General features: G+C 30.8%; 20 protein-coding genes and 2 pseudogenes. 7 read left to right on the top strand and 15 right to left on the bottom strand.

The genetic code is table 11. From position 1 onward, the window contains the following. The first annotated feature begins 46 nt into the window (after positions 1-46). Complete coding sequence (locus FBF21_RS06920; RefSeq protein WP_020836860.1) at positions 47-1,261, top strand: DUF2920 family protein; 1,215 nt, start codon at positions 47-49, stop codon at positions 1,259-1,261. A gap of 21 nt (positions 1,262-1,282) precedes the next feature. Further along, positions 1,283-2,353: a hypothetical protein gene (locus FBF21_RS06915; protein WP_002826465.1), complete on the top strand. Its 1,071-nt coding sequence runs from the start codon at positions 1,283-1,285 to the stop codon at positions 2,351-2,353. Here the strand turns inward: FBF21_RS06915 and FBF21_RS06910 are convergent. Together FBF21_RS06910 and FBF21_RS06905 are read right to left on the bottom strand one after the other, a co-directional pair. Beyond that, positions 2,350-2,577, bottom strand: a complete 228-nt coding sequence (locus tag FBF21_RS06910) for an acyl carrier protein (protein ID WP_168985458.1) — start codon at positions 2,575-2,577, stop codon at positions 2,350-2,352. The genes FBF21_RS06915 and FBF21_RS06910 overlap by 4 nt on opposite strands. Before the next feature lie 39 nt (positions 2,578-2,616). Further along, positions 2,617-4,125: an AMP-binding protein gene (locus FBF21_RS06905; RefSeq protein WP_052796728.1), complete on the bottom strand. Its 1,509-nt coding sequence runs from the start codon at positions 4,123-4,125 to the stop codon at positions 2,617-2,619. Between the two features lie 60 nt (positions 4,126-4,185). On the opposite strand from FBF21_RS06905, the pseudogene FBF21_RS09290 reads away from it, so the two are divergent. Next, positions 4,186-5,401: pseudogene (locus FBF21_RS09290) on the top strand (DUF2920 family protein). Between the two features lie 12 nt (positions 5,402-5,413). Then, complete coding sequence (locus FBF21_RS06890) at positions 5,414-6,643, top strand: DUF2920 family protein (protein ID WP_168985457.1); 1,230 nt, start codon at positions 5,414-5,416, stop codon at positions 6,641-6,643. A gap of 13 nt (positions 6,644-6,656) precedes the next feature. Here the strand turns inward: FBF21_RS06890 and FBF21_RS06885 are convergent, their stop codons facing one another. The 12 genes and pseudogenes from FBF21_RS06885 to dcd all read right to left on the bottom strand — a co-directional run bounded on the left by FBF21_RS06885 (position 6,657) and on the right by dcd (position 16,697). Next, on the bottom strand, positions 6,657-6,878 hold the full coding sequence (locus FBF21_RS06885) for an acyl carrier protein (protein WP_002786077.1): 222 nt from the start codon (positions 6,876-6,878) through the stop codon (positions 6,657-6,659). Then, on the bottom strand, positions 6,878-7,939 hold the full coding sequence (locus FBF21_RS06880) for a beta-ketoacyl-ACP synthase III (RefSeq protein ID WP_002873090.1): 1,062 nt from the start codon (positions 7,937-7,939) through the stop codon (positions 6,878-6,880). The genes FBF21_RS06885 and FBF21_RS06880 overlap by 1 nt, the downstream gene beginning before the upstream one ends. Then, positions 7,929-9,491: an HAD family hydrolase gene (locus tag FBF21_RS06875; protein WP_002873091.1), complete on the bottom strand. Its 1,563-nt coding sequence runs from the start codon at positions 9,489-9,491 to the stop codon at positions 7,929-7,931. Before FBF21_RS06875 ends, FBF21_RS06880 begins: the two co-directional genes overlap by 11 nt. Beyond that, complete coding sequence (locus FBF21_RS06870; RefSeq protein ID WP_002791673.1) at positions 9,488-9,904, bottom strand: VOC family protein; 417 nt, start codon at positions 9,902-9,904, stop codon at positions 9,488-9,490. Before FBF21_RS06870 ends, FBF21_RS06875 begins: the two co-directional genes overlap by 4 nt. Next, positions 9,897-10,790 (bottom strand): class I SAM-dependent methyltransferase, encoded by an 894-nt coding sequence (locus FBF21_RS06865; protein ID WP_002826596.1) that lies wholly within the window; start codon positions 10,788-10,790, stop codon positions 9,897-9,899. Before FBF21_RS06865 ends, FBF21_RS06870 begins: the two co-directional genes overlap by 8 nt. After that, on the bottom strand, positions 10,787-11,017 hold the full coding sequence (locus tag FBF21_RS06860) for an acyl carrier protein (RefSeq protein WP_002803470.1): 231 nt from the start codon (positions 11,015-11,017) through the stop codon (positions 10,787-10,789). The genes FBF21_RS06865 and FBF21_RS06860 overlap by 4 nt, the downstream gene beginning before the upstream one ends. 30 nt (positions 11,018-11,047) lie before the next feature. Next, the gene (gene legH / locus FBF21_RS06855) at positions 11,048-11,839 is read right to left on the bottom strand and encodes an N-acetyltransferase LegH (protein WP_002856586.1); all 792 of its coding nucleotides are present in this window, start codon (positions 11,837-11,839) and stop codon (positions 11,048-11,050) included. A gap of 20 nt (positions 11,840-11,859) precedes the next feature. Further along, entirely contained in the window at positions 11,860-12,651 is a 792-nt protein-coding gene (locus FBF21_RS06850) for an AAC(3) family N-acetyltransferase (protein WP_002855993.1), read from the bottom strand. Then, a pseudogene (locus FBF21_RS06845) lies at positions 12,648-13,959 on the bottom strand (DUF4910 domain-containing protein). Before FBF21_RS06845 ends, FBF21_RS06850 begins: the two are co-directional and overlap by 4 nt. Further along, positions 13,952-15,082: a UDP-4-amino-4,6-dideoxy-N-acetyl-beta-L-altrosamine transaminase gene (gene pseC / locus FBF21_RS06840; RefSeq protein WP_002872450.1), complete on the bottom strand. Its 1,131-nt coding sequence runs from the start codon at positions 15,080-15,082 to the stop codon at positions 13,952-13,954. Before pseC ends, FBF21_RS06845 begins: the two are co-directional and overlap by 8 nt. Before the next feature lies 1 nt (position 15,083). Next, positions 15,084-16,088: a UDP-N-acetylglucosamine 4,6-dehydratase (inverting) gene (pseB, locus tag FBF21_RS06835; RefSeq protein WP_002872451.1), complete on the bottom strand. Its 1,005-nt coding sequence runs from the start codon at positions 16,086-16,088 to the stop codon at positions 15,084-15,086. A gap of 48 nt (positions 16,089-16,136) precedes the next feature. Further along, entirely contained in the window at positions 16,137-16,697 is a 561-nt protein-coding gene (dcd, locus tag FBF21_RS06830) for a dCTP deaminase (RefSeq protein WP_002859334.1), read from the bottom strand. A gap of 147 nt (positions 16,698-16,844) precedes the next feature. On the opposite strand from dcd, the gene accB reads away from it, so the two are divergent. Further along, on the top strand, positions 16,845-17,300 hold the full coding sequence (gene accB, locus FBF21_RS06825) for an acetyl-CoA carboxylase biotin carboxyl carrier protein (RefSeq protein ID WP_002853623.1): 456 nt from the start codon (positions 16,845-16,847) through the stop codon (positions 17,298-17,300). 1 nt (position 17,301) lies between these two features. Next, complete coding sequence (locus FBF21_RS06820; protein WP_002860484.1) at positions 17,302-18,633, top strand: acetyl-CoA carboxylase biotin carboxylase subunit; 1,332 nt, start codon at positions 17,302-17,304, stop codon at positions 18,631-18,633. A 36-nt stretch (positions 18,634-18,669) separates the two neighbouring features. Here FBF21_RS06820 and salC read toward each other — a convergent pair whose 3' ends face one another. Then, positions 18,670-19,485 (bottom strand): peptidylprolyl isomerase SalC, encoded by an 816-nt coding sequence (salC, locus tag FBF21_RS06815; protein ID WP_002859332.1) that lies wholly within the window; start codon positions 19,483-19,485, stop codon positions 18,670-18,672. Between the two features lie 64 nt (positions 19,486-19,549). Here salC and gltX point away from each other — a divergent pair, with 64 nt between their 5' ends. Continuing rightward, a complete protein-coding gene (gene gltX / locus FBF21_RS06810) occupies positions 19,550-20,941 on the top strand; it encodes a glutamate--tRNA ligase (RefSeq protein ID WP_002859331.1) in 1,392 nt (463 codons plus the stop codon). The last annotated feature ends 1 nt before the right edge of the window (position 20,942 follow it).

Here is a 20,942-nt window from a genome sequence, read left to right as displayed (position 1 = left end):
AAAATTTAAGTATAATTGTCTTTAAAATACAATAAAAGGCTTAAAATTGCTTATAAATCAAACCTTTGAAATTGATTCTTGTGATGATGTAGAATTAAATATAAAAAGAACTAGCAAACTTGAATACCGCATTAGCTATGATGATGAAAAAGATCTCAAAGCCATAGTTTTTATAGCGGGTGGTTTTGGAGCTAATGCAAATATTTCTTTTTTAGATTTTGATAGGGAATATATTGCTAAAAATTTTGATGTTGTAGTGGTACATGTTTTTTATCATTGTTTTTGTGCAAGACAAAGTATTGATCAAAAGTATAATCCAAAGCTTATTCCCAATCAAGATGATTTAGAGCGTGTAAATGGCATTTTAAAAAATATTAATTTAGGACATTTATCGATTAATAAAGATAATTTTGAACAAATTATTCCTCTTATAGAGCAAAAAGTTAATGAAATGAAACAAGCAGGTTTGGTTGATGAAAGCCAAAAAATAGAACTTTCTTGTGATTTTATCCCACCTAATGGAGATTATCAAAACTATGGCATTATGGCAGCTATTGATCATATCAATGCTTTAAAAGATTTAGTTAAACGCTTTCCAAAATTTGCAGATTTACCAAAAATTTATGGGGGGGGGTCTTATGGAGGATACCTATCTTTACTCATAGCAAAAATAGCTCCTTGGTATGTGGATGGCGTGATTGATAATTCAGGTGTTTGCTTGCCATTTTTGGCGTGCATTTTAGGAAGAGAAATGAATCAAGGGGAATTTTATTTCGAAGGAAGTGGTTATAGACTTTATTGTTTTGTATATAAATACTGGAATAGAAATATGAATTCTTCTTATTATTTTGGTGATGAAAATTATTTAATCAGAGCAGTTTTAAATTCAAACCATCTTCAAATTCAATCAAATTTAAATAAAAATACCATTTTTGTAAGCTATCATAGTATACAAGATATGGGTGCGCCAGTGCAAAATAAAATAGAACTTTATAAGTGTTATCAGGAATTAGGATATGATGCAACTTTACATTTAATAAAGGATGAAAATGATATAGATGGTAGATTTGTAAAAAGTTTAGAGCATGGACTTAGAATGACTGATAGGGCTTTATTTAGAAAAGAACTTCCTTTAATGCTTGAAAAACTACAAGGAAGAAAATCTTTTATGCAAGAAAATTCTATCTCTTATCCTTGTGGGAATAAAGTATTTGTGTTTAAGGATTTAGAAGATAAATTTGAGTTAGAGATGATAAATTAAAATAAAGATAAAGGATATAAAATGACAGCATATTTACATATAGGAACTACTAATACAGGAAATCAAGAAAAACAAGGCTTCTTGATGCAAAACGAAGAAAAGCTTTTGCAAAAAGCTTATATTTACCCAAAAAGTCTTAGAGTGGCAAATAGGCATTGGGCTTTGGTGGATATGGTTTTAGAATTGGTTCAAAAAGAAGATATTTTAAAAAAAGAGAGTGTTTTAAGTCATATCACAAATGAAAGACTTCTTAGAGCTATAGAAAATTTTAAAAGTGAAAGTGCTTTACATAAAGATAAAAAATTTATTTTTTCAGCTGAGGGTATAGTTTGGGATTTTTCTACCAAAAAACATGTAGAAATTTTAGAAAAGATTATGAGAGAGTTAGGTTTTACTCAAATTTATATTATTGTGTATTTTAGAGATACTTTGGGTTATTTAAACTCACATTGTTCTCAAGATCATAAAAACAATATGGGGTATTATTCTGCTGATTTTGCTCCGCAAGATCATCCTAGAAAATATATTTTTGACTATGAATGGATTTGCAAAACTCATGCTGAGGTATTTGGAGAAGAAAATTTGATAGTAAGACTTCTAAGGGAGGATTATGTAGGAGGGACTTTACTTAAGGATTTTGTTTATCATTTAGGACTTGAATGGGATGAGAGTTTTGTTTTAAAACAAACCAAAAATGAAAGTTTTAATCTTTTAGGAATGGAGCTTATGTCAAGATTAAATCAAAAAGATTTAAAGCAGGATAATCTTAATTCTTTGCTTTTTATGGCAAGAAGAAAATTTGAAGGCAGCAAAGAAAAAAGATTAAAATTTGCAGTGCAAAAAGATATTGCTAAAGCTTATGTGGATTATTTTGCTTCTTCACTTGAATGGGTAAAAAACAAATATTTCCCGCATAAAAATTCTCTTTTTACTCCTGTAAATTGGGAAGAATACGAACAAAACTATACTTTAACTCATACACTAAGCAAAGACTGGGATGATGTGGCGGATTTTATAGCACAAATTATTGTTTCTAAAAATGAAATCATCAGTTCTTTAAAAGAACAGCTTGAACTTGCAAGGAAAGATTAGTCTTTCATTGCAGTTTCAAGCATTTTTTTGATATTTTCAAAGCTTTTAAAATTTTCAGGTGTGATAAATTCTGCTTTTAAGGGTTTTTTATAAAATTTTTCTATTTCGGCAACCAAAGCCATGATATCGATACTATCGATAAAATCTTCACTTACTAGATTTTCCATACTCTCATTGATATCTGTTCTTTCTATATTGATAAAAAATTGTTTGATTTCTTGCATTTTTTCTCCTTTAGTTTTTTGAAATTATAAAATATTTATTTAAACAAGTTCTTTTAAAACCTTTCTATCAATTTTACCATTTTGATTAAGCTTAAATTTGTCGAGTTTAATAAAATTTTTTGGGATCATATAAGAAGGTAATTTATCTTTCAAAAAAGCTTTAAAATTAATTTCTTCTTCACTTTCATAAAAACAAATAATATCTTCTTTAAAAATACAAGCACTGTTTTTAATATTCACATGAGAATTTATCACGCTTTCTATTTCTCCAAGTTCTATTCTATGTCCCATATATTTTATCTGATTATCTGCTCTTCCGTAGCATAAAAGCTCTCCAAATTCATTATAAGAAACGATATCTCCTGTTTTATAGAGTAAATCTAAATAATTATCATGTAAAGGATTTTGAGTAAAAACTTGTTTGGTTTTTTCTTTGTCATTATAATACCCTAAAGACAAAGAAGTTCCACGCACGAAAAGCTCCCCTTTAACACCTATTTGTTTAGGACTTATGAAATTCATATTTTCATCAAAAACTAAAAGTTCTGTGTTTTTGCACGCTTTTCCTATCGGTAAAAGTTCTTCATCTTTAAAAGTGCGATTGATGATATAAAAAGAACATACATCAGTGATTTCTGTTGGGCCATAAAGGTTGGCAAATAAGGCATTGGGTAAGTGTTTACGCCAAATATTGAGCTGTTTATTGGGCATGATTTCACCACAAAAAAGTATCTTTTTTAAGGCGTTTAAACTAAAATTATTCAAAGCTTCAGTATTTGCAAAATAAATCAGCACCGAAGGTACCCAAAATATAGTGCTTACTTTTTCTTTTTCAAGGCATTCTAAAATTTTATTTGGAAAGGCAAAAAGATGATTAGGTAAAAGGTGTAAAGTCGCTCCTGATTTTACACTTGAAAAAATATCTAAAATGCTATTGTCAAAATAAAATGGCGCTTGATTGGCTAAAATTTCATTCTCATCAAATTTAAAAGTCTCACACACCCAAAAAGTATAATCAATCACACTCTTATGAGCTATGCTTACTCCTTTAGGAATGCCTGTGCTCCCACTTGTAAAGAAAACATAGAGTAAATTAGTATCTATGTGTTTTTCTTTAGCATTTTTTAGCAAACTCTCATCTATATTAAAACTTTCAAAGTCTTGTGTATAAAGCGTAGGTAAATCTAAGTTAAAATTTAAGTCCTTTGAAGTGATAAAAAGTTTAGGCTTTAAAACTTCTATGACTTTTTCTACTCTTTCTTTAGGACTTTTTTCATCTAAAAGTGTATAAAAATTTCCACTGAGTGCCACTCCAAAAAATGAAATCAAACAATCAATCCCTTTAGGCAAGATGATTAAAACAGGAGCTTGAGTAGGATTATCATTTCCTAAAGTTTTTAAAATTTCACTGGCTAGTTTTTTAGAAAAGAGATCAAAGTCTTTGTAAGTGATTTCCTTTCTTTCTTTGACAAAGGGTTCTACAAAAGCAGTTTTTTCGCTAAATTTGATTAAACTTTTTTCTAAAAAATCATAGATATGAGTTGTCATGATTTACCTTTTTAATTTTTTGTAATATAATATCGATAAATTAATAAAAAAGGCCTTTATATGCTCATAAACCAAAGCTTTGAAATCGATTCTTGTGATGATGTAGAATTAAATATAAAAAGAACTAGCAAACTTGAATACCGTATAAGTTATGATGATGAAAAAGAGATTAAAGCTATAGTTTTTATAATAGGAGGTTATGGAGCCAATGCAAATATATATTTTTTAGACTCTTATAGAAATTATATTGCTAAAAATTTTGATGTTGTAGCAGTGCATGTTTTTTATCATTGTTTTTGTCAAAGGCGTTCAGATGTTGAGAAATATAGTGCATACAAATATTTTCAAGAGGAAGATATTGAAAATATTAAAAATTTATTAAATCAGTTTCATTTTTCTTATGGTGAAATAAATAATGATAATGCGCTTTTTTTAGCGAATTCTTTAGTGAAACATGTAGAAAATTTAAAAATGCAAAATAAACTCGATCATAACTTTAAACTAAATTTTACTTCAACTTTTATCCCGCCTAATAGAGATTATCAAAATTTTGGCATTATGGCAGCTATTGATCATATCAATGCTTTAAAAGATTTAGTTAAACGCTTTCCAAAATTTGCAGATTTACCAAAAATTTATGGGGGGGGGGTCTTATGGAGGATACTTAGCCTTGCTCATAGCAAAAATAGCTCCTTGGTATGTGGATGGTGTGATTGATAATTCGGGTTCGGCTTTGCCACCTTTAAATTATATTTTAGGAAGAGAAATGGAACATAGTTACGGTGATTATTATGAAGATTTTCCACATAATAGGATTATTTTTTTTCTAAAAACCCACTGGACGCTTAAAGAAAATTCACCTTATTTTTTTAATAATGAAAATTATTTTATTAGAACATTGTTAAATAAGGATCATTTGATTTTGCAAAGTCAAAAAAATAAAAATATTATTTATGTGAGTTATCATAGCGATAAAGATCCTCTAACGCCTGCCAATTTTAAACAACAAACCATGCAAATATTAAAAATTTTAGGTTACGATGTAAGCTTAAATTTGATAGATGAAAATAAAATTGATGGAAAATTTATTAAAAATTTAGATCATGGTTGTGGTATACCTGATAAAGCCTTATTTAGAAAAGAACTTCCTTTAATGCTTGAAAAATTACAAAAAAGAAAATCTTTAATGCAAGAAAATTCCATCTCTTATCCTTGTGGAAATAAAGTGTTTACTTTTAAAGATGTAGAAAATCAGTTAAAATTGATCATTAATTAAAAAGGAAAATATATGCTCATAAACCAAACCTTTGAAATTGATTCTTGTGATGATGTAGAACTAGGTATTAAAAGAACCAGTAAGCTTGAATATCGCATAAGTTATGATGATGAAAAAGATCTCAAAGCTATAGTTTTTGTTATAGGAGGTTATGGAGCTAATGCAAATATATATTTTTTAGATTCTTATAGAAATTATATTGCTAAAAATTTTGATGTAGTGACAATAAATGTTTTTTATCATTGTTTTTGCCAAAGGCGTTCGGATGTTGAAAAATATTCAACATTAGCAGATTTTACAAAAGATGATTTAAAATTAATAGAAAAAGTGCTTCGTAAATACAATATTCCATGTGATCAATTAGCCAATAATACTGTAGTTAGTCATTGTGAATATTTGAGCGAGATTATGACAGAATTAAAAATGTTAAATCGATTGCCTTATGATTTTGAAGAAAGACTAAGTGCAACTTTTATTCCTTCGCGTGGAGAATATCAAAATTTTGGCATTATGGCAGCTATTGATCATATCAATGCTTTAAAAGATTTAGTTAAACGCTTTCCAAAATTTGCAGATTTACCAAAAATTTATGGGGGGGGGTCTTATGGAGGATACTTAGCCTTGCTCATAGCAAAAATAGCTCCTTGGTATGTGGATGGCGTGATTGATAATTCGGGTTCGGCTGTTCCACCGCTTAATTATATTATTGGTAGAGAGTTGGAATTTAAAAGCAAAGATACTAATGGGGATATGTATATGCAGGGCGATCATTTTTTTGTGAGTTGTTTTTTAAAAACCCACTGGACGCTTAAAGAAAATTCACCTTATTTTTTTAATAATGAAAATTATTTTATTAGAACATTGTTAAATAAGGATCATTTGATTTTGCAAAGTCAAAAAAATAAAAATATTATTTATGTGAGTTATCATAGTAAAGAAGATCCTTTAACTCCAGCAAATTTTAAAGAACTAACCATGCAAATATTAAAAATTTTAGGTTACGATGTAAGCTTAAATTTGATAGATGAAAATAAAATTGATGGAAAATTTATTAAAAATTTAGATCATGGTTGTGGTATACCTGATAAAGCCTTATTTAGAAAAGAACTTCCTTTAATGCTTGAAAAATTACAAAAAAGAAAATCTTTAATGCAAGAAAATTCCATCTCTTATCCTTGTGGAAATAAAGTGTTTATATTTAAAGATGTGGGAGATAAATTTGAATTAGAGATAAAAGATTAAAACCTTAAAGGTTTTAATCAAGCTTTGCTAAATCGATTAAATCACTCACTTTTTGACAATTTTTCAAGTCCTCGGCTGTGATTTTTAAAGCAAAAAGATTTTTATAAAGCACCATCACAGATACAAAAGCCAAACTATCCCACTCGTCTATATCATCAAGTAGCATATCTTCATTTAAGTCTTCATCTCTATGCATAGCTTCTTTAAGCTCTTCTAAAAATTCAGTTTTTGTCATTATTTCTCCTTTGTGTAAATTAAAATATCTTTTGTGTATAAATCTTTGAAATTTAGCACCGCACTTCCCCAGCTAAGCCCTGCACCAAAAGCACTTAAACTCGCTTTAAATTCTTTTGGAGTATCTAGTTCGCAAAGTAGAGCAGGTAGTGAACAAGCGCTTAAATTAGCGTATTTTTTCATGATGAAATTAGGAACTTTATCATCATTAAGTTTTAATTCTTCTTTAATACAATCAACCAAATACGCATTAGATTGATGAAAAAGATGAAAAGCAATGTCTTTTTCATCTACTTTAGAAAATTCTAAAATTTCTTTAAAGCTTTTAGGTTCGCATTCCAAAGCCATATTGAAAATATTTGCTCCGTCCATATAAAGATTTTCTAATTGTCTAAACTCCTCAGTTTGCATGAGTGAATCATCGTTGAAAATATCTGCTTTAGGTATTCTCATCGCACCTTTTGGAATGATGAGTTTATCAAAATATTTTCCATCGCTTCCAAGCTCAAAAAAAGCTTCGTTAAAATCCGTTTTTTCAATTAAAGTTGCACTTACTCCATCACCAAAAATAGGGGCTAAATTCATATTTTTAGGGTGGATGAATTTGCTTAAAGTATCTCCACAAATGAGTAAAATTTTACCTAAGCCACTTTGTATTAAAGAATGAGCGACAAATAAGCCGTATAAATACCCTGCACAAGCTTGCCCTAAATCAAAAGCTACAGTTTTGGAGCTTAAATTTAAAAGTTGGTGTAAATAACAAGCCGTAGAAGGCATGAAAAAATCAGGACTTTGAGTTACTACGATGAGTGCATCAAGGCTATTTTTATCTATATTTAAACCTTGTAAAAGTGTATTGGCTGCGTGTTTTCCAAGATCGCTTACGCAAGTGTTTTCATCGCAAATATAACGCGTGTTTAAACCTATGACTTTTTTCATTCTTTTAAGGGTTTTGATATCGTTTGAAAAAACGCTTTCTAACTCATCATCAATGCAAATTTTATGTTCAGGTACGCTTACGCAAATGCCTGAAATTTTAGCTTTATCAAATCTAGTTTTCATGGATTATAAGTCCTTTGAAGTTTAAATTTTGAAATGGAATAAGGGCTGAGTTTTTTTCAAATTCTTTGGAAATTTGTTCTAAAAAGCTCAAAAATGGCATATTTCTTTCGCCTTTTTGATAGTAAAGCCTTGCATTATTGTTTTTAAGATCAAAGAAATGTAAAGCTAGTTCAAAGGCTTTAAAAAACATTCTAGTTTCAAGTTTTCTACCTAAAGCCCTACAAGAAATGCAAAGATCATCGATAAATAAATTTCCTTCTTTACAAGAAAAAACAAAAATAGCGATAATCCCACTATCGCTTAATTTATCACTCATACTCACACTTACAATGAGTTCTTTTTGCATGTGTTGTGCGACTTTTTCTTGATTTAAGCGTGTGTAATTAGCGATAAATTGATTGGTTTTGCCTAAAAGTTCGCTAATGCGAGGGATATTTTGCAGATCATTTTTGCTAAAATTTAAGCTGATTTCAAGATTTTGAAAATATTCTTCATCGCTTAAGCTTTTAAGCTCTTCTCTTAAAGCATTGGCTGCTATATCTTTGGCACGAATTTGATCTTCTTTGGTATTTGAAAGTTTTAAAAGATTAGGAAAAAGTTTGATTTTATAAAGTATATTTTCATCGCATAAAAGTGTTTTAACGCCTGTAAATTTGGTATTTTCAAGCTCGGCGATATTATCATCTATAAAAAGCATAGCGTTAGTATTTATATTAAATTTTTTAGCAATTTTTAAGATATTTTCACCCTTTGGCTCCCAATTAATCATTCTAGCATCAAAATCATCCCATTGTAAGATGAAATCTTTTCTTATTTCAAAAAGTTTTTTTGCGTCTTTTTCTTCATTTTTTGAAGCTAGGGCAAGTAAAAACCCTTGTTTTTTAAAAGTTTTAATTTTTTCTTGTAAGGTTTTGTGCAAAGGACTTAAATTAAGATTATCTATACCCTCTTCACCTAAAATTCCTTGATACAAGGTATTATCAAGATCAAGTACAAGAGCTTTAAGAGCGGGTTTTACGAGTGCAGGGATGAGGCTAAGTCCTAAAATTTGTGCTAAAAAAATCAAGGCTTTATTATTAAGCTTAGAGCCTGTAAGTTCTTCTTTAGCTAAGTCTAAAATATCTTCTTCATCAAAATACTCTTTTATGAGTTTTTCTATGTTAAAAATTTCACAATTTAAAATTTTTTTATCTGTTTTAAATTCTCCTAAACTAAGAACTAAAATAGGGTTTTGTGAAATTTTTCTTAGTTCTAAAAGTCTTTCTTCTATAAAATTTTGCACATTATTTTTATAGCGGGTTAAATCTAGCCATAAAAGTTCTAAACTAGCTTCTTTAAAGTTATCAAAACTCAAGCTATCATCATAAGAGCTGAAATTAAAATCAGCTCTTAAATTGGCAAAATGTAAAAAAGGAGCAATGATACTTTGCACTCCTTCAAAAGCATGATTTCTATGGACATTAATAAGAAGATCTTGACTTTTGCTAAAGTCTAATTCTTTGGCGAATTTTATAAGCTCATTGCGTTTTAAATGGGGTGAAAAAAGATTCATTTTAGCTCCACAAGTTCGATTAAAAGCCTATTTGGCATCATGATAAAACAAAGTTTAGCAAAATAGCTTGCTTGCATAATAGGAACAATACAAATGCCTCCTTGTTGTTCCAAAAGAATTAAATCTTGGGCGATATTTTTACTTTCATAGGCTAAATGATACATTTTGGTATTATTTTTCAAATAGCTATCTAGTGGTCCTTTATCGTTTAAATTTTGCAAAAGTTCAAATCTATACTGTGGAAATGCTTCATTACAAGGAATGATAAATTCGCCTCTTACCCCTTGTTTTTCATCTATAAATTCTGATTCTTTATAAAAACCTAGTTTAAAAAAACATTCCCTTTCTTTTTCTAAATTTTTACAAGCCACGCCTATATGATGAAGGGGTAAATTGAGTGTTGTATTAAGCATTTAAAACTACTGCCATAGTGATAGCATTTTTAAATTTCAATGCTTTTTCCAAACTATAATCATTTGCCATAAAACATTCATAAGCTTTAAATTTTAAGCCTGATTTTTCTATCAAATCTTTAACTTCATCAGGATGGGAAAATAAATAAATATGATCAATAGCAGGAGCATTGATAGGGATAGTTGCAAAAATTTCCCCTCCATCGCTAAGAAGCTCTTTAGATCTTTTAAGGAATTCAAGAGGTTTTTCTACGTGTTCTAGCACTTCTCCAATCACTATCAAATCAGCTTTTTTATCAAAATCATAAGTAAAAAAATCTTGACATAAAAAATCACATTTTGTAATCAATCCCCCTACTTGTTGTTTTACCATTTTTTGAGTAAGTTCGCAACTTGTTGGAGAGATATCAAGTCCATAAAAGGCGGAAAATTTACCACTTTTAACTGCTCTTGCAAAATATTCTCCATGGCCAGGGCCTATTTCAAAATAAGTTGTTTTTGGAGTAAAATTTTTTAAATATTGCGAAAAATACTTTCTCACTTTAATATGAGCTATCCAAACAAAAGAAGAAAGAGCTAGGCCTATCATGTATTGTTTCATATAACTTTCATTAAAATAAACTTTATCCTTAACTTCATCAAAGCTAGAATAACGATAAGCCCCATTTTCTATGAAAAATTTTGTTTCTTCTAAAGTATCGTTAAGGATCAATAAATAACAATCGCATTGTTCTTTTATACTGATACCATCTTGAATATAATAAGAAATTAATTTATCAAATTCTTCTTCGTCTTCTTGTGGAAATTCAATTTTTTTAAGATATTTAGAATGGATAGGATTTTTTTGAGCGATGGCTTGAAATAATTTTTCAATATTTTCTTTCATTTTTCTGCCTTTAGGGTTTGAATTTTTTCTAGTAAAGTGCTTTGAGATTTTAAGAGACTTAAATCTTCTTTGTTAAATTTGATTTCAAATTCTTCTTCTAAACTCATGATGATATCAATATGAGCTAAAGAAGTCCAGTTCTTGCAGTTTTCCATGCTTAAATTTGTATTTTCATCTACTTTGGTTTCAAGTATATTTTCTAAAATTTCATAAAATTGTTTTTCCATTGTATATCACTTTCTTGAGAATGTTGAAAATTAATATATTGTATCATAATTTTCTATTAGAATTGTTTGGTTTATATCTAATTTTTTCCATAAAATTTCTATATATTCTTTAGCGTTGTAAATATTTATATGATCTCCTGCAAAATTGTTTTTTTTAAAATTTTTAGTATTATTAACAATATTGATAATGTTAATTAAATTGGGCTCAGAAGATATGTCAAGTTTTCTAACATAATAACTAATGGTTTTATTGTATGATATATTGTTTTCATCAATTAAAATTCCAGAGAAAATTTTATGATATCTGTAAAATACATTAAATTGTTCTTCTGCATAATGTGTTAGTGTGTGTCCTTGACCTCCAAATGTCATATATTTTCCATTCTCTTTGGTTAAAACCTCATAAACACAATTTTCCCCAAAACAACTTGTTGTATCTTTTAAAAATAATTCTTCTTTTGCTCCTTTTATAGCAAAAGAAAATATAGGATCGTTTGTGCGTTTTACTCCTGTTTGTTTGCGAAAATATTCATTTAATGCTCCCATTTTTGTTTTGGAATTTATTTTGTCATAAACTTCATTTTTGCAAAAACTATAAGTAAAGGTTGGCATGATCAAAGTGCCTTCTTTGCCTATAACTTCAAAAAAACAATCTAATATAGTCTGTAAAAATTCATTTCTAGAAAGCAAGGGAAAACCGAAATTAAAAAGTTCAGTATGCACACACAAGGTATCGCCTTTTTGTAGTCCTAGTTTGTAAAAAGTTTCTATGAAGTCGTAAGTGGAGTATTTTTTATTTTCAAATTCAAGTAAATATTTCATAAACTACCTTTAAATATTTTTCATAAAAGAAGCTTTTCATATATGGCAAATTTATCCTGCTTAAGGGCGTTGCCTATGGCTTTGACATATTCTTTAGCATCATAGCTTTCTAGAAAATCTCCTGCAAATTTTATGCTTTTGTAATACCTTGTTTGCCGCACGATTTCATTTATCTTATCAAGGCTGCATACATAGGCTTTTTCCAAGTCTCTTACATAATAATTTATCCTTTTTTCTCTTTTTTGTCCTAGCTCGTCAATCACAAAGCCCTTAAATTCCTTAAAATACCTGCAAAAGCTGGTATTTCTCTCTTCAGCATAATGCGTTAGGGCGTGTCCATAATTCAAGCCTAAAAGCATAAATTTCCCACCTTCCCTAGTTAAAATTTCATATACACTATCCTTTCCAAAACAGCTTGAGTTTTCTTTTAAAAAAATATCCGCTTTAGCACCCTTCACAGCAAAGGAAAAAATAGGGTCGCTAGTTCGCCTAACCCCCCCCCCGCTAGTTCTAAAAAATTCATTCAGCACTCCCACTTTGCCTTTAGAATGCACTTTATCATAAACTTCATTTTTGCAAAAACTATAAGTAAAGGTTGGCATTAGAAGAGTGCCTTCCTTGCCTAGCACTTTAAAAAAGCATTCAAGTAAGGTTTTTAAAAAATCATTTTTAGTAAGCAAAGCTTTGCCAAATTTCATAAGTTCTGTATGTACGCATAAAATATCACCCCTTTTTATACCTAGTTGATAAAAAGCATCTATTAAATCCTTATCGGAGTATTTTTTGCCATTGTGTTCTAAAAAATATTTCATTTTACCAGTCCATAAAATTTTATTTTTTCCAAAAGTTCTTTAAATTCATAAGCTTGCATATTTAAGATATTAGCTATATCGATGATATCATTTTCCCCATCACAGTAAGCTAGAAAATTACAAGCTAAAGGAATGTCATTGGCAGTGCTAAGGGTGTGATATAGTCCTCTTTTACCAAGATTGGGTTCGCATACTATGGTGTTTTCATATACAGCGTTGATTTCTAGATTTAAAATCATTTCTTGCATACTTTGAAGTCCACCCATTAAACCTTTTTCAGAGATAAAATTGAGATCGTCTTTTGAGTTATGATATCCATCATAGTCACCGTATCTTGTGCGACATACCCCTACTATGCCAAGATTTACAAGTGGAGCATTGTATTGTCTTTCATCACTTCCACGATCTAGAAAACTAAAAGCTTTGAAATTTTCTTTATTTTTGAGCGTATGCAGGGCGACTTTATCGCTTAGAGTGTTTTCTTTGGGCGTGTGTATGAGTGAGTAAGTATGATCATCGCCTAAGCAAGAAAGCACAAAGCCTGCTTTAACATGTTTTTTTAAATGTTCTAAATGTTTGCTAAGGTAGACTATAGAGCCTATGGTTTCAGGGATGATGACAAAGCGGTAATTATATCTTCTTTCTTTTAAACTCAAAAGCCATTTTGCTAGGAAAATAGCCACCACAGGGCCACTAAGCTCGTTATTTGCCATGGAAGGATGACAAAGATAGGTTGAAATTAAAATTTCATCTTTTGAATTTTGCGTACTAGGTAGGATAAAATCAGCATAATCCAAAACCCCATTTTCATCATGTTTCGCATTGATATAGACTTTGTATTTGCCTTTTTTGAGTTTTTTTCTTTCATTATGCGTGAGACAAAATCCCCAACGTCTTTTGTAATAACTCGTTACATAAGGAATAGCATCGGGCATTTCTTCTATGGAGTAAAGATGATTTTGAAGTTCTTCAAGTTCGATTTCTTTATCGATAGCTTCGCTATAATTTAGAAGGTGTAAATTATGCTTTTTAAAATCACAAATTTTTTCTCCTTCTGGAGTGATGATATAGGCTTCTTTGGCGTTCCATTCATCAGGGACTATCCAGTCAAAAACCTTTGTGCCACTTTTTATAGAGTGAAATTTGAGTATCCCCCCCCCCGCCCAGAGTTTTATTTAAAATTTCTAAGCTAGCTCTAAAACCTTGCCCTGTGATACTTCGAGGGATGGGAAAAAGTTCACAAGCTAGTTCATACATAGCCTTTCCAGTTTGGCTAAAATCTTGACTTCTAAAGTCTAGCTTATCCACAATATTCCTTTTTAACTTTTTCAAGAATGCTAAATAAAGTATCTTTTACAAATTTTGCATCCTTTAGATTCATTTCTTGATGACAAGGTATGCTAAGCTCGGCTTTGTAAAAATTATCCGCATTTTGGAGTCTGATTTCTCCTAAGAGTTTTTTATAAAAACTAAATTCATAAGTTGGTTTATAATGTACCTGTACGCCAATTCCTGCATGAAGTAAGCTTTCAAAAAGTTCTTCTTTTTGACAATAAAATTCAGGAAAAAGCAAGATAGGGTATAAATGTCTTGAGCTTTTTTTATAATTTTTGATTTTTATCGTGGAAAAATAAGGATTTTTTTCAAATTCTTTATCGTAAAAACTTGCGATTTCTTCTCTTTTTTCAAGATTGTGATCGAGTTTTTTAAGCTGGTTTATCCCTAAAGCACAAGCAACATCGCTTAAGCGGTAATTATAGCCAAGTTCTACCATATCGCTATCCCAAAGCCTTTTTTTAATTATACCATGGCTTTTTAAAAGCTTGATTTTGGTGATAAGCTCTTCATTATCACTCACCACAGCCCCGCCTTCAAAAGTAGTGATGGGTTTAACAGGATGAAAAGAAAAGATAGAAAGATCGGCTTTTTTTCCTACTTTTTCACTTTTATATAAGGCACCTAAAGCATGGCTTGCATCATCGATTAAAGGGATATTGTATTTTTTAGCAAGGCTTGAAATTTCATCTATTTCAACGCTATTTCCCCCAAAATCCACCACGCTAATAGCTCCTATATTTTTACTATCTTTTAAAAGTCTTGCTTCTAGTTTTTTTTCATCAATATTGCCATCGTTTTTAATGTCGATAAACTCTACCTTAGCTCCAGCTATTAAAGCCGCATTAGCCGTAGCAGCGAAGGTTAAAGGAGTGGTTAAAACGATTTTTTCTTTGATGCCTAGTGCTGTATAGGCAAGATGAAGGGCTGAAGTGGCTGAGTTTAATACACAAGCGTGTTTTACGCCCACATATTCACAAAGGGCTTCTTCAAATTCATCTACCTTTTTACCCCCTGTTAAAATTTCATCTTTTAAAGCTTTTGTAAGCGCATCTATATCGCTTTGATCGATGTTTTGATGAGAATAAGTAAGCATTTTAAAAACCTTCGGTGTGATTGATGATTTCTAAAAGTTCTTTTTCGCTTGCCCATAAAGGATTATTATCCGAGCTATAAGAAAAACCATCTTTTACTTTTTGTCCTTTTTCGCCTAGGGCATTGATACTAAAGTCATTATCTTTATCTACAAATTTAATACTCGGGCTTATAGCATAGTAGTTTTCAAATTCATAGGTTAAATGACTATCATCGCTTGAAATCATGATTTCATGTAGTTTTTCTCCTGCTCTTATGCCTATGATTTTATGGCTTAAATTAGGAGCTAGAGCATGGGCTAGATCGGTGATTTTCATCGAAGGAATTTTAGGGATAAAGATTTCTCCTCCATGCATTCTTTCAAAATTACTCAGTACAAATTTTACTCCATCTTCAAGGCTGATCCAAAAACGAGTCATTCTCGTATCGGTGATAGGAAGTTCTTTAGCTCCTTCGCTGATGAGTTTTTTAAAGAAAGGCACCACTGAACCTCTTGAACCTACAACATTGCCATATCTTGTAACACCAAAGCGTGTTTGCTTGTTACCTGCTATGTTGTTTGCAGCGACAAAAAGCTTATCGCTTGCAAGTTTGGTTGCACCGTATAAATTTACAGGATTGCAAGCCTTATCCGTACTAAGAGCGATACATTTTTTAACCCCATTTTCAAAACAAGCATCTATGACATTTTGCGCGCCGTGGATGTTTGTTTTTATACATTCCATAGGGTTATATTCAGCAATAGGCACATGCTTCATCGCAGCAGCATGTATAACAAAATCCACATCACGCATAGCAGTGCTTAAACGCTCTTTGTCTCTTACATCTCCTATGAAATAACGCATGCAAGAAGCGTTAAAAACGCTTGCCATTTCAAATTGTTTAAGCTCATCACGAGAATAAATGATGATTTTATTAGGTTTATAATTTTCTAGCAAAACCTTAGTATAGGTTTTTCCAAAAGAGCCTGTTCCGCCTGTGATTAAGATATTTTTTTTGTTAAACATTTTGCCTTCCTTTGCTTAAGTTTTTTAAAATTAAAGCAACAAGTGTTCCTATTTTAAAATTCTTGGCAAGGTTATGCCCGTTTGAGCTTGATACTTGCCTTTTTTATCTTTATAAGTGGTGTCACATTTTTCATCACCTTGTAAAAACAACACTTGTGCTATGCCTTCATTAGCATAAATTTTTGCAGGTAAAGGCGTAGTATTTGAAATTTCTATAGTAATATGTCCTTCAAAACCTGGTTCAAAAGGGGTAACATTGACGATGATACCACATCTTGCATAAGTGCTTTTGCCAAGACAAATAGCTAAGACATCATCAGGCATTTTAAAATACTCTATAGTTCTAGCTAGGGTAAAAGAATTTGCAGGAACTATACATACATCACCTTCAAAATCTACTACATTTTCTTCTACGAAATTTTTTGGATCCACTACAGTTGAATTAACATTGGTAAAAATTTTAAACTCACGTCCTACGCGTATATCATAACCATAGCTTGAAAGTCCATAGCTTACCACACCTTTTCCTATATTTGCTTCGCAAAATGGTTCGATCATCTTGTGTTCTAATGCCATTTTTCTTATCCAATTATCCGCTTTTAAGCCCATTTTTAACCTTTTAATATTTGTAATTGTTTGTAAGGATTATAACCTAAAAAATCTATATTTTTTATGATTTTTTTCTTTTTTAAAGTTAAATTTCAAGTTTTTTTATATAATACAAGGTTAAGTTCTTAAATTTTGTAGGAGAATTTTATGACAAAAGAAGAAATTAAAGAGTTAGTAAACCTTTTTGCTGAAGCAAATATTAGTAAAATTAAGATCAAAGAACAAGATGGTTTTGAAATAGAACTTGAAAGAGATATGTGCTGCGATGTTCCAGCTCCTGTTTGTCCTCCAGTTCCAGCTCCACAACCTATCAATGTAAGCGTTGTAAACGAAGCTCAACCTAGTCAAAGTGTAAAATCAAACAAACCAAGTATAAATAGCCCTATGGTAGGAACTTTCTATCAAGCTCCAAGTCCAGGTGCAGCACCTTTTGTAAAAGTAGGTAGTACGGTTAAAAAAGGCGATACTATAGCTATTATCGAAGCGATGAAAATCATGAATGAAATTGAAGCGGAATTTGATTGTAGGATCGCTGAAATTTTAGTTGCTGATGGTCAGCCTGTAGAATTTGGAATGCCTTTATTTGCGGTGGAGAAATTATAAAATGGAAATTAAAAGCATATTAATTGCTAATCGTGGAGAAATAGCACTGCGTGCTTTAAGAACGATTAAAGAAATGGGTAAAAAAGCAATTTGTGTGTACTCTGAAGCAGATAAAGATGCTTTGTATTTAAAATACGCTGATGCAAGCATTTGTATAGGCAAAGCAAGAAGTTCTGAAAGCTATTTAAATATCCCAGCTATTATTACAGCAGCTGAAATTGCTGAAGCAGATGCGATTTTTCCAGGATATGGATTTTTAAGCGAAAATCAAAATTTTGTTGAAATTTGTGCTAAACATAACATTAAATTCATAGGTCCTTCTGTAGAAGCTATGAATTTAATGAGTGATAAATCAAAAGCTAAACAAGTAATGCAAAGAGCAGGCGTACCTGTAATCCCAGGAAGTGATGGAGCTTTAGCCGGAGCTGAAGCAGCTAAAAAACTTGCCAAAGAAATAGGCTATCCTGTGATTTTAAAAGCAGCCGCAGGTGGTGGTGGTCGTGGTATGCGTGTGGTTGAAAATGAAAAAGATCTTGAAAAAGCGTATTGGTCGGCTGAAAGTGAGGCTATGACAGCATTTGGTGATGGAACTATGTATATGGAAAAATACATACAAAATCCACGTCATATAGAAGTGCAGGTTATAGGAGATAGTTTTGGTAATGTGATCCATGTGGGCGAAAGAGATTGTTCTATGCAAAGACGCCATCAAAAACTTATAGAAGAGTCCCCTGCAATTTTACTTGATGAAAAAACACGTACTAGGCTTCATGAAACTGCTGTTAAAGCGGCTAAAGCTATAGGCTATGAAGGTGCGGGAACTTTTGAGTTTTTGGTAGATAAAAATTTGGATTTTTATTTTATAGAAATGAATACGCGTTTGCAAGTTGAACACTGTGTAAGTGAAATGGTAAGTGGGATTGATATCATAGAACAAATGATTAAAGTAGCAGAAGGTTATGCTTTACCATCTCAAGAAAGTATTAAATTAAATGGGCATTCTATAGAATGTAGAATCACAGCCGAAGATTCCAAAACTTTCTTGCCAAGTCCAGGTAAGATTACTAAATACATTCCACCAGCAGGACGCAATGTCAGAATGGAAAGTCATTGTTATCAAGACTATAGCGTGCCTCCTTATTATGATTCTATGATAGGCAAACTTGTAGTTTGGGCAGAAGATCGCAATAAAGCTATTGCAAAAATGAAAGTAGCTTTAGATGAGTTGCTTATAAGTGGGATAAAAACAACCAAAGATTTTCATCTTTCTATGATGGAAAATCCTGATTTTATTAATAATAATTACGATACAAATTATCTTGCAAGACATTAAAATTTCCCTATTAAAGGGAAATTTTAATTGTAATTTTTATCTTAAATATTCTATATTGATTTTAGAGCGGAGTTTATCAAAATAATCCTGTATAAAATTTTGTCTTTGTTCACTTACATAAGCGTTTAAAACTTCATTTTTAACTTGTTCATATTCAGGAGTTTGTGCCCCATCTCTGCTTTTAACTTCATAGAGTTCATAGCCATTTTTTCCATTTAAAACAGGGGAAAAGCCTCCAACAGGAATTTGTGATAAAAGCCCTAAAAGTCTTGGATCGGCATTACTTGTGTTTAAAGATGCATTTTGTGGTTTAAGGATTGTTTTTTTTGTATTTTTGATATTTTCTAAAGTTTGAGGATTGTTTGATAGATAAATATTTGCATTAATTTGTGTATAAAAAGTGAATTTATCTTTATTTTGTTCGAAAAATTTTTTTGCTCCATCATCACTAAAATCAGTTTTTGCCATACTTGCGATTTTTTCATAAAGCTTTCTTTTTTCTAAGTCTTTTTTAAAATTTGCACGAAATTGTTCATAGCTTTGATTTTTGGATTTTAAATTTGCTTTGAAAGCATTTAAAGTCGTTTTGTTTTGAGCAAGCATTTTATTTATAGCATCATCAAGCTCTAGATCATTGACTACAATACCTAGTTGTTTCATTTGTGAAATTTCCATTTTTTCATTGATGAGTACGCCTAAAGCTTTATTTCTATCAATTTTAAGTGCTTTCATAGTTTGATCTATATCATAAGTTGTGATAGGCTCTTTGTCTACAACTACAGCTATAGCATTAATGGTATTTGCACTAGCTAAACTTGCAAAAAATGCAAAACTTAATAAAATTTTTTTCATTTCAAACCTTTATTTAAGTATAAATATCGCATTATATCAATAAAAATTTAAGAAAAGGCAAAAAATGCACGAAAAACTTACAACGCGTTTTGCTCCAAGCCCAACAGGGTATTTGCACATAGGTGGACTTAGAACAGCTCTTTATAATTATTTATACGCTAGAAAAAATGGTGGAAATTTTTTACTTCGTATTGAAGATACGGATTTAAAAAGAAATTCCAAAGAAGCTACTAAAGCAATTATTGAAGCTTTTAAATGGTGCGGTTTAGAACATGATGGAGAAGTAACTTACCAATCAGAGCGTTTTGATCTTTATAAAGAATATGTTAAAAAGCTTTTAGATGAAAGTAAAGCGTATTATTGTTATATGAGTAAAGAAGAATTAGAAGAATTGCGCGCCAAGCAAGAAGCTGCCAAAGAGCGCCCAAGATATGATGGAAGATATAGAGAATTTACAGGCACGCCACCTCAGGGTATAGAGCCTGTTGTGCGTATTAAAGCACCTCAAAGCGGTGAGATTGTTTTTGAAGATGGGGTTAAAGGCGAGGTGAGATTTAAAGCAGAGGATATAATGGATGATTTTATCATTGCAAGAAGTGATGGAACTCCAACTTATAATTTTACTGTTGTTATTGATGATGCTTTAATGGGGGTAAGTGATGTGATTCGCGGAGATGATCATCTTTCAAATACTCCTAAACAAATTGTGCTTTATGAGGCATTGGGTTTTAAAATTCCTAAATTTTTTCATGTGGCTATGATACATGGAGAAGATGGTAAAAAGCTTTCAAAAAGACATGGGGCAACTGATGTTATGGAATACAAAGAAATGGGAATTTTACCTCAAGCTTTGCTTAATTTTCTTGTGCGTTTAGGTTGGAGTCATGGTGATGATGAGGTTTTTTCATTAGAAGATTTGAAAAAACTTTTTGACCCTTATCATATTAATAAAAGCGCATCTTGTTATAATGCTAAAAAGCTTGAATGGCTTAACGCTCATTATATTAAAACTTTGCCTTTTGAAGAGATTAACCGTCAGCTTAAGGATCTTGGCTTTGATTTATCTGTTTATGAAAAGGCAGGATTTTTACTTGATTTATTAAGAGAGCGTGCAAAAACCTTGCATGATATTATCAATGGTGCAAAAAGTATAGTTAATGCGCCGCAAAATTATGATGAAAATGCAGTACAAAAATTTATTAACAAAAATAATTTAGAATTGCTCCAAGCATTTGCTAATACACTTAAAGATCAAAAAACAGGTAAAGATTTTGAAGATTTTACAAATGATTTTTTAGAAAAAAAAGAAGCAAAGTTAAAAGATTTGGCTCAGCCTATACGCATAGCTTTAACAGGGAGTGCGGTAAGTCCTAGTATTTTTGAAGTATTAGAATTTTTAGAGGTTGATGAGTGCAAAAAAAGAATAGAAAATTTTTTAAAAGTTAGAGGAAAATAAA

Source organism: Campylobacter sp. CFSAN093238, assembly GCF_012898015.1.
Lineage (GTDB): Bacteria > Campylobacterota > Campylobacteria > Campylobacterales > Campylobacteraceae > Campylobacter_D > Campylobacter_D jejuni.
Note: the sequence above shows the minus strand (reverse complement) of the source record. Positions and strands in the feature narration are given on the sequence as shown.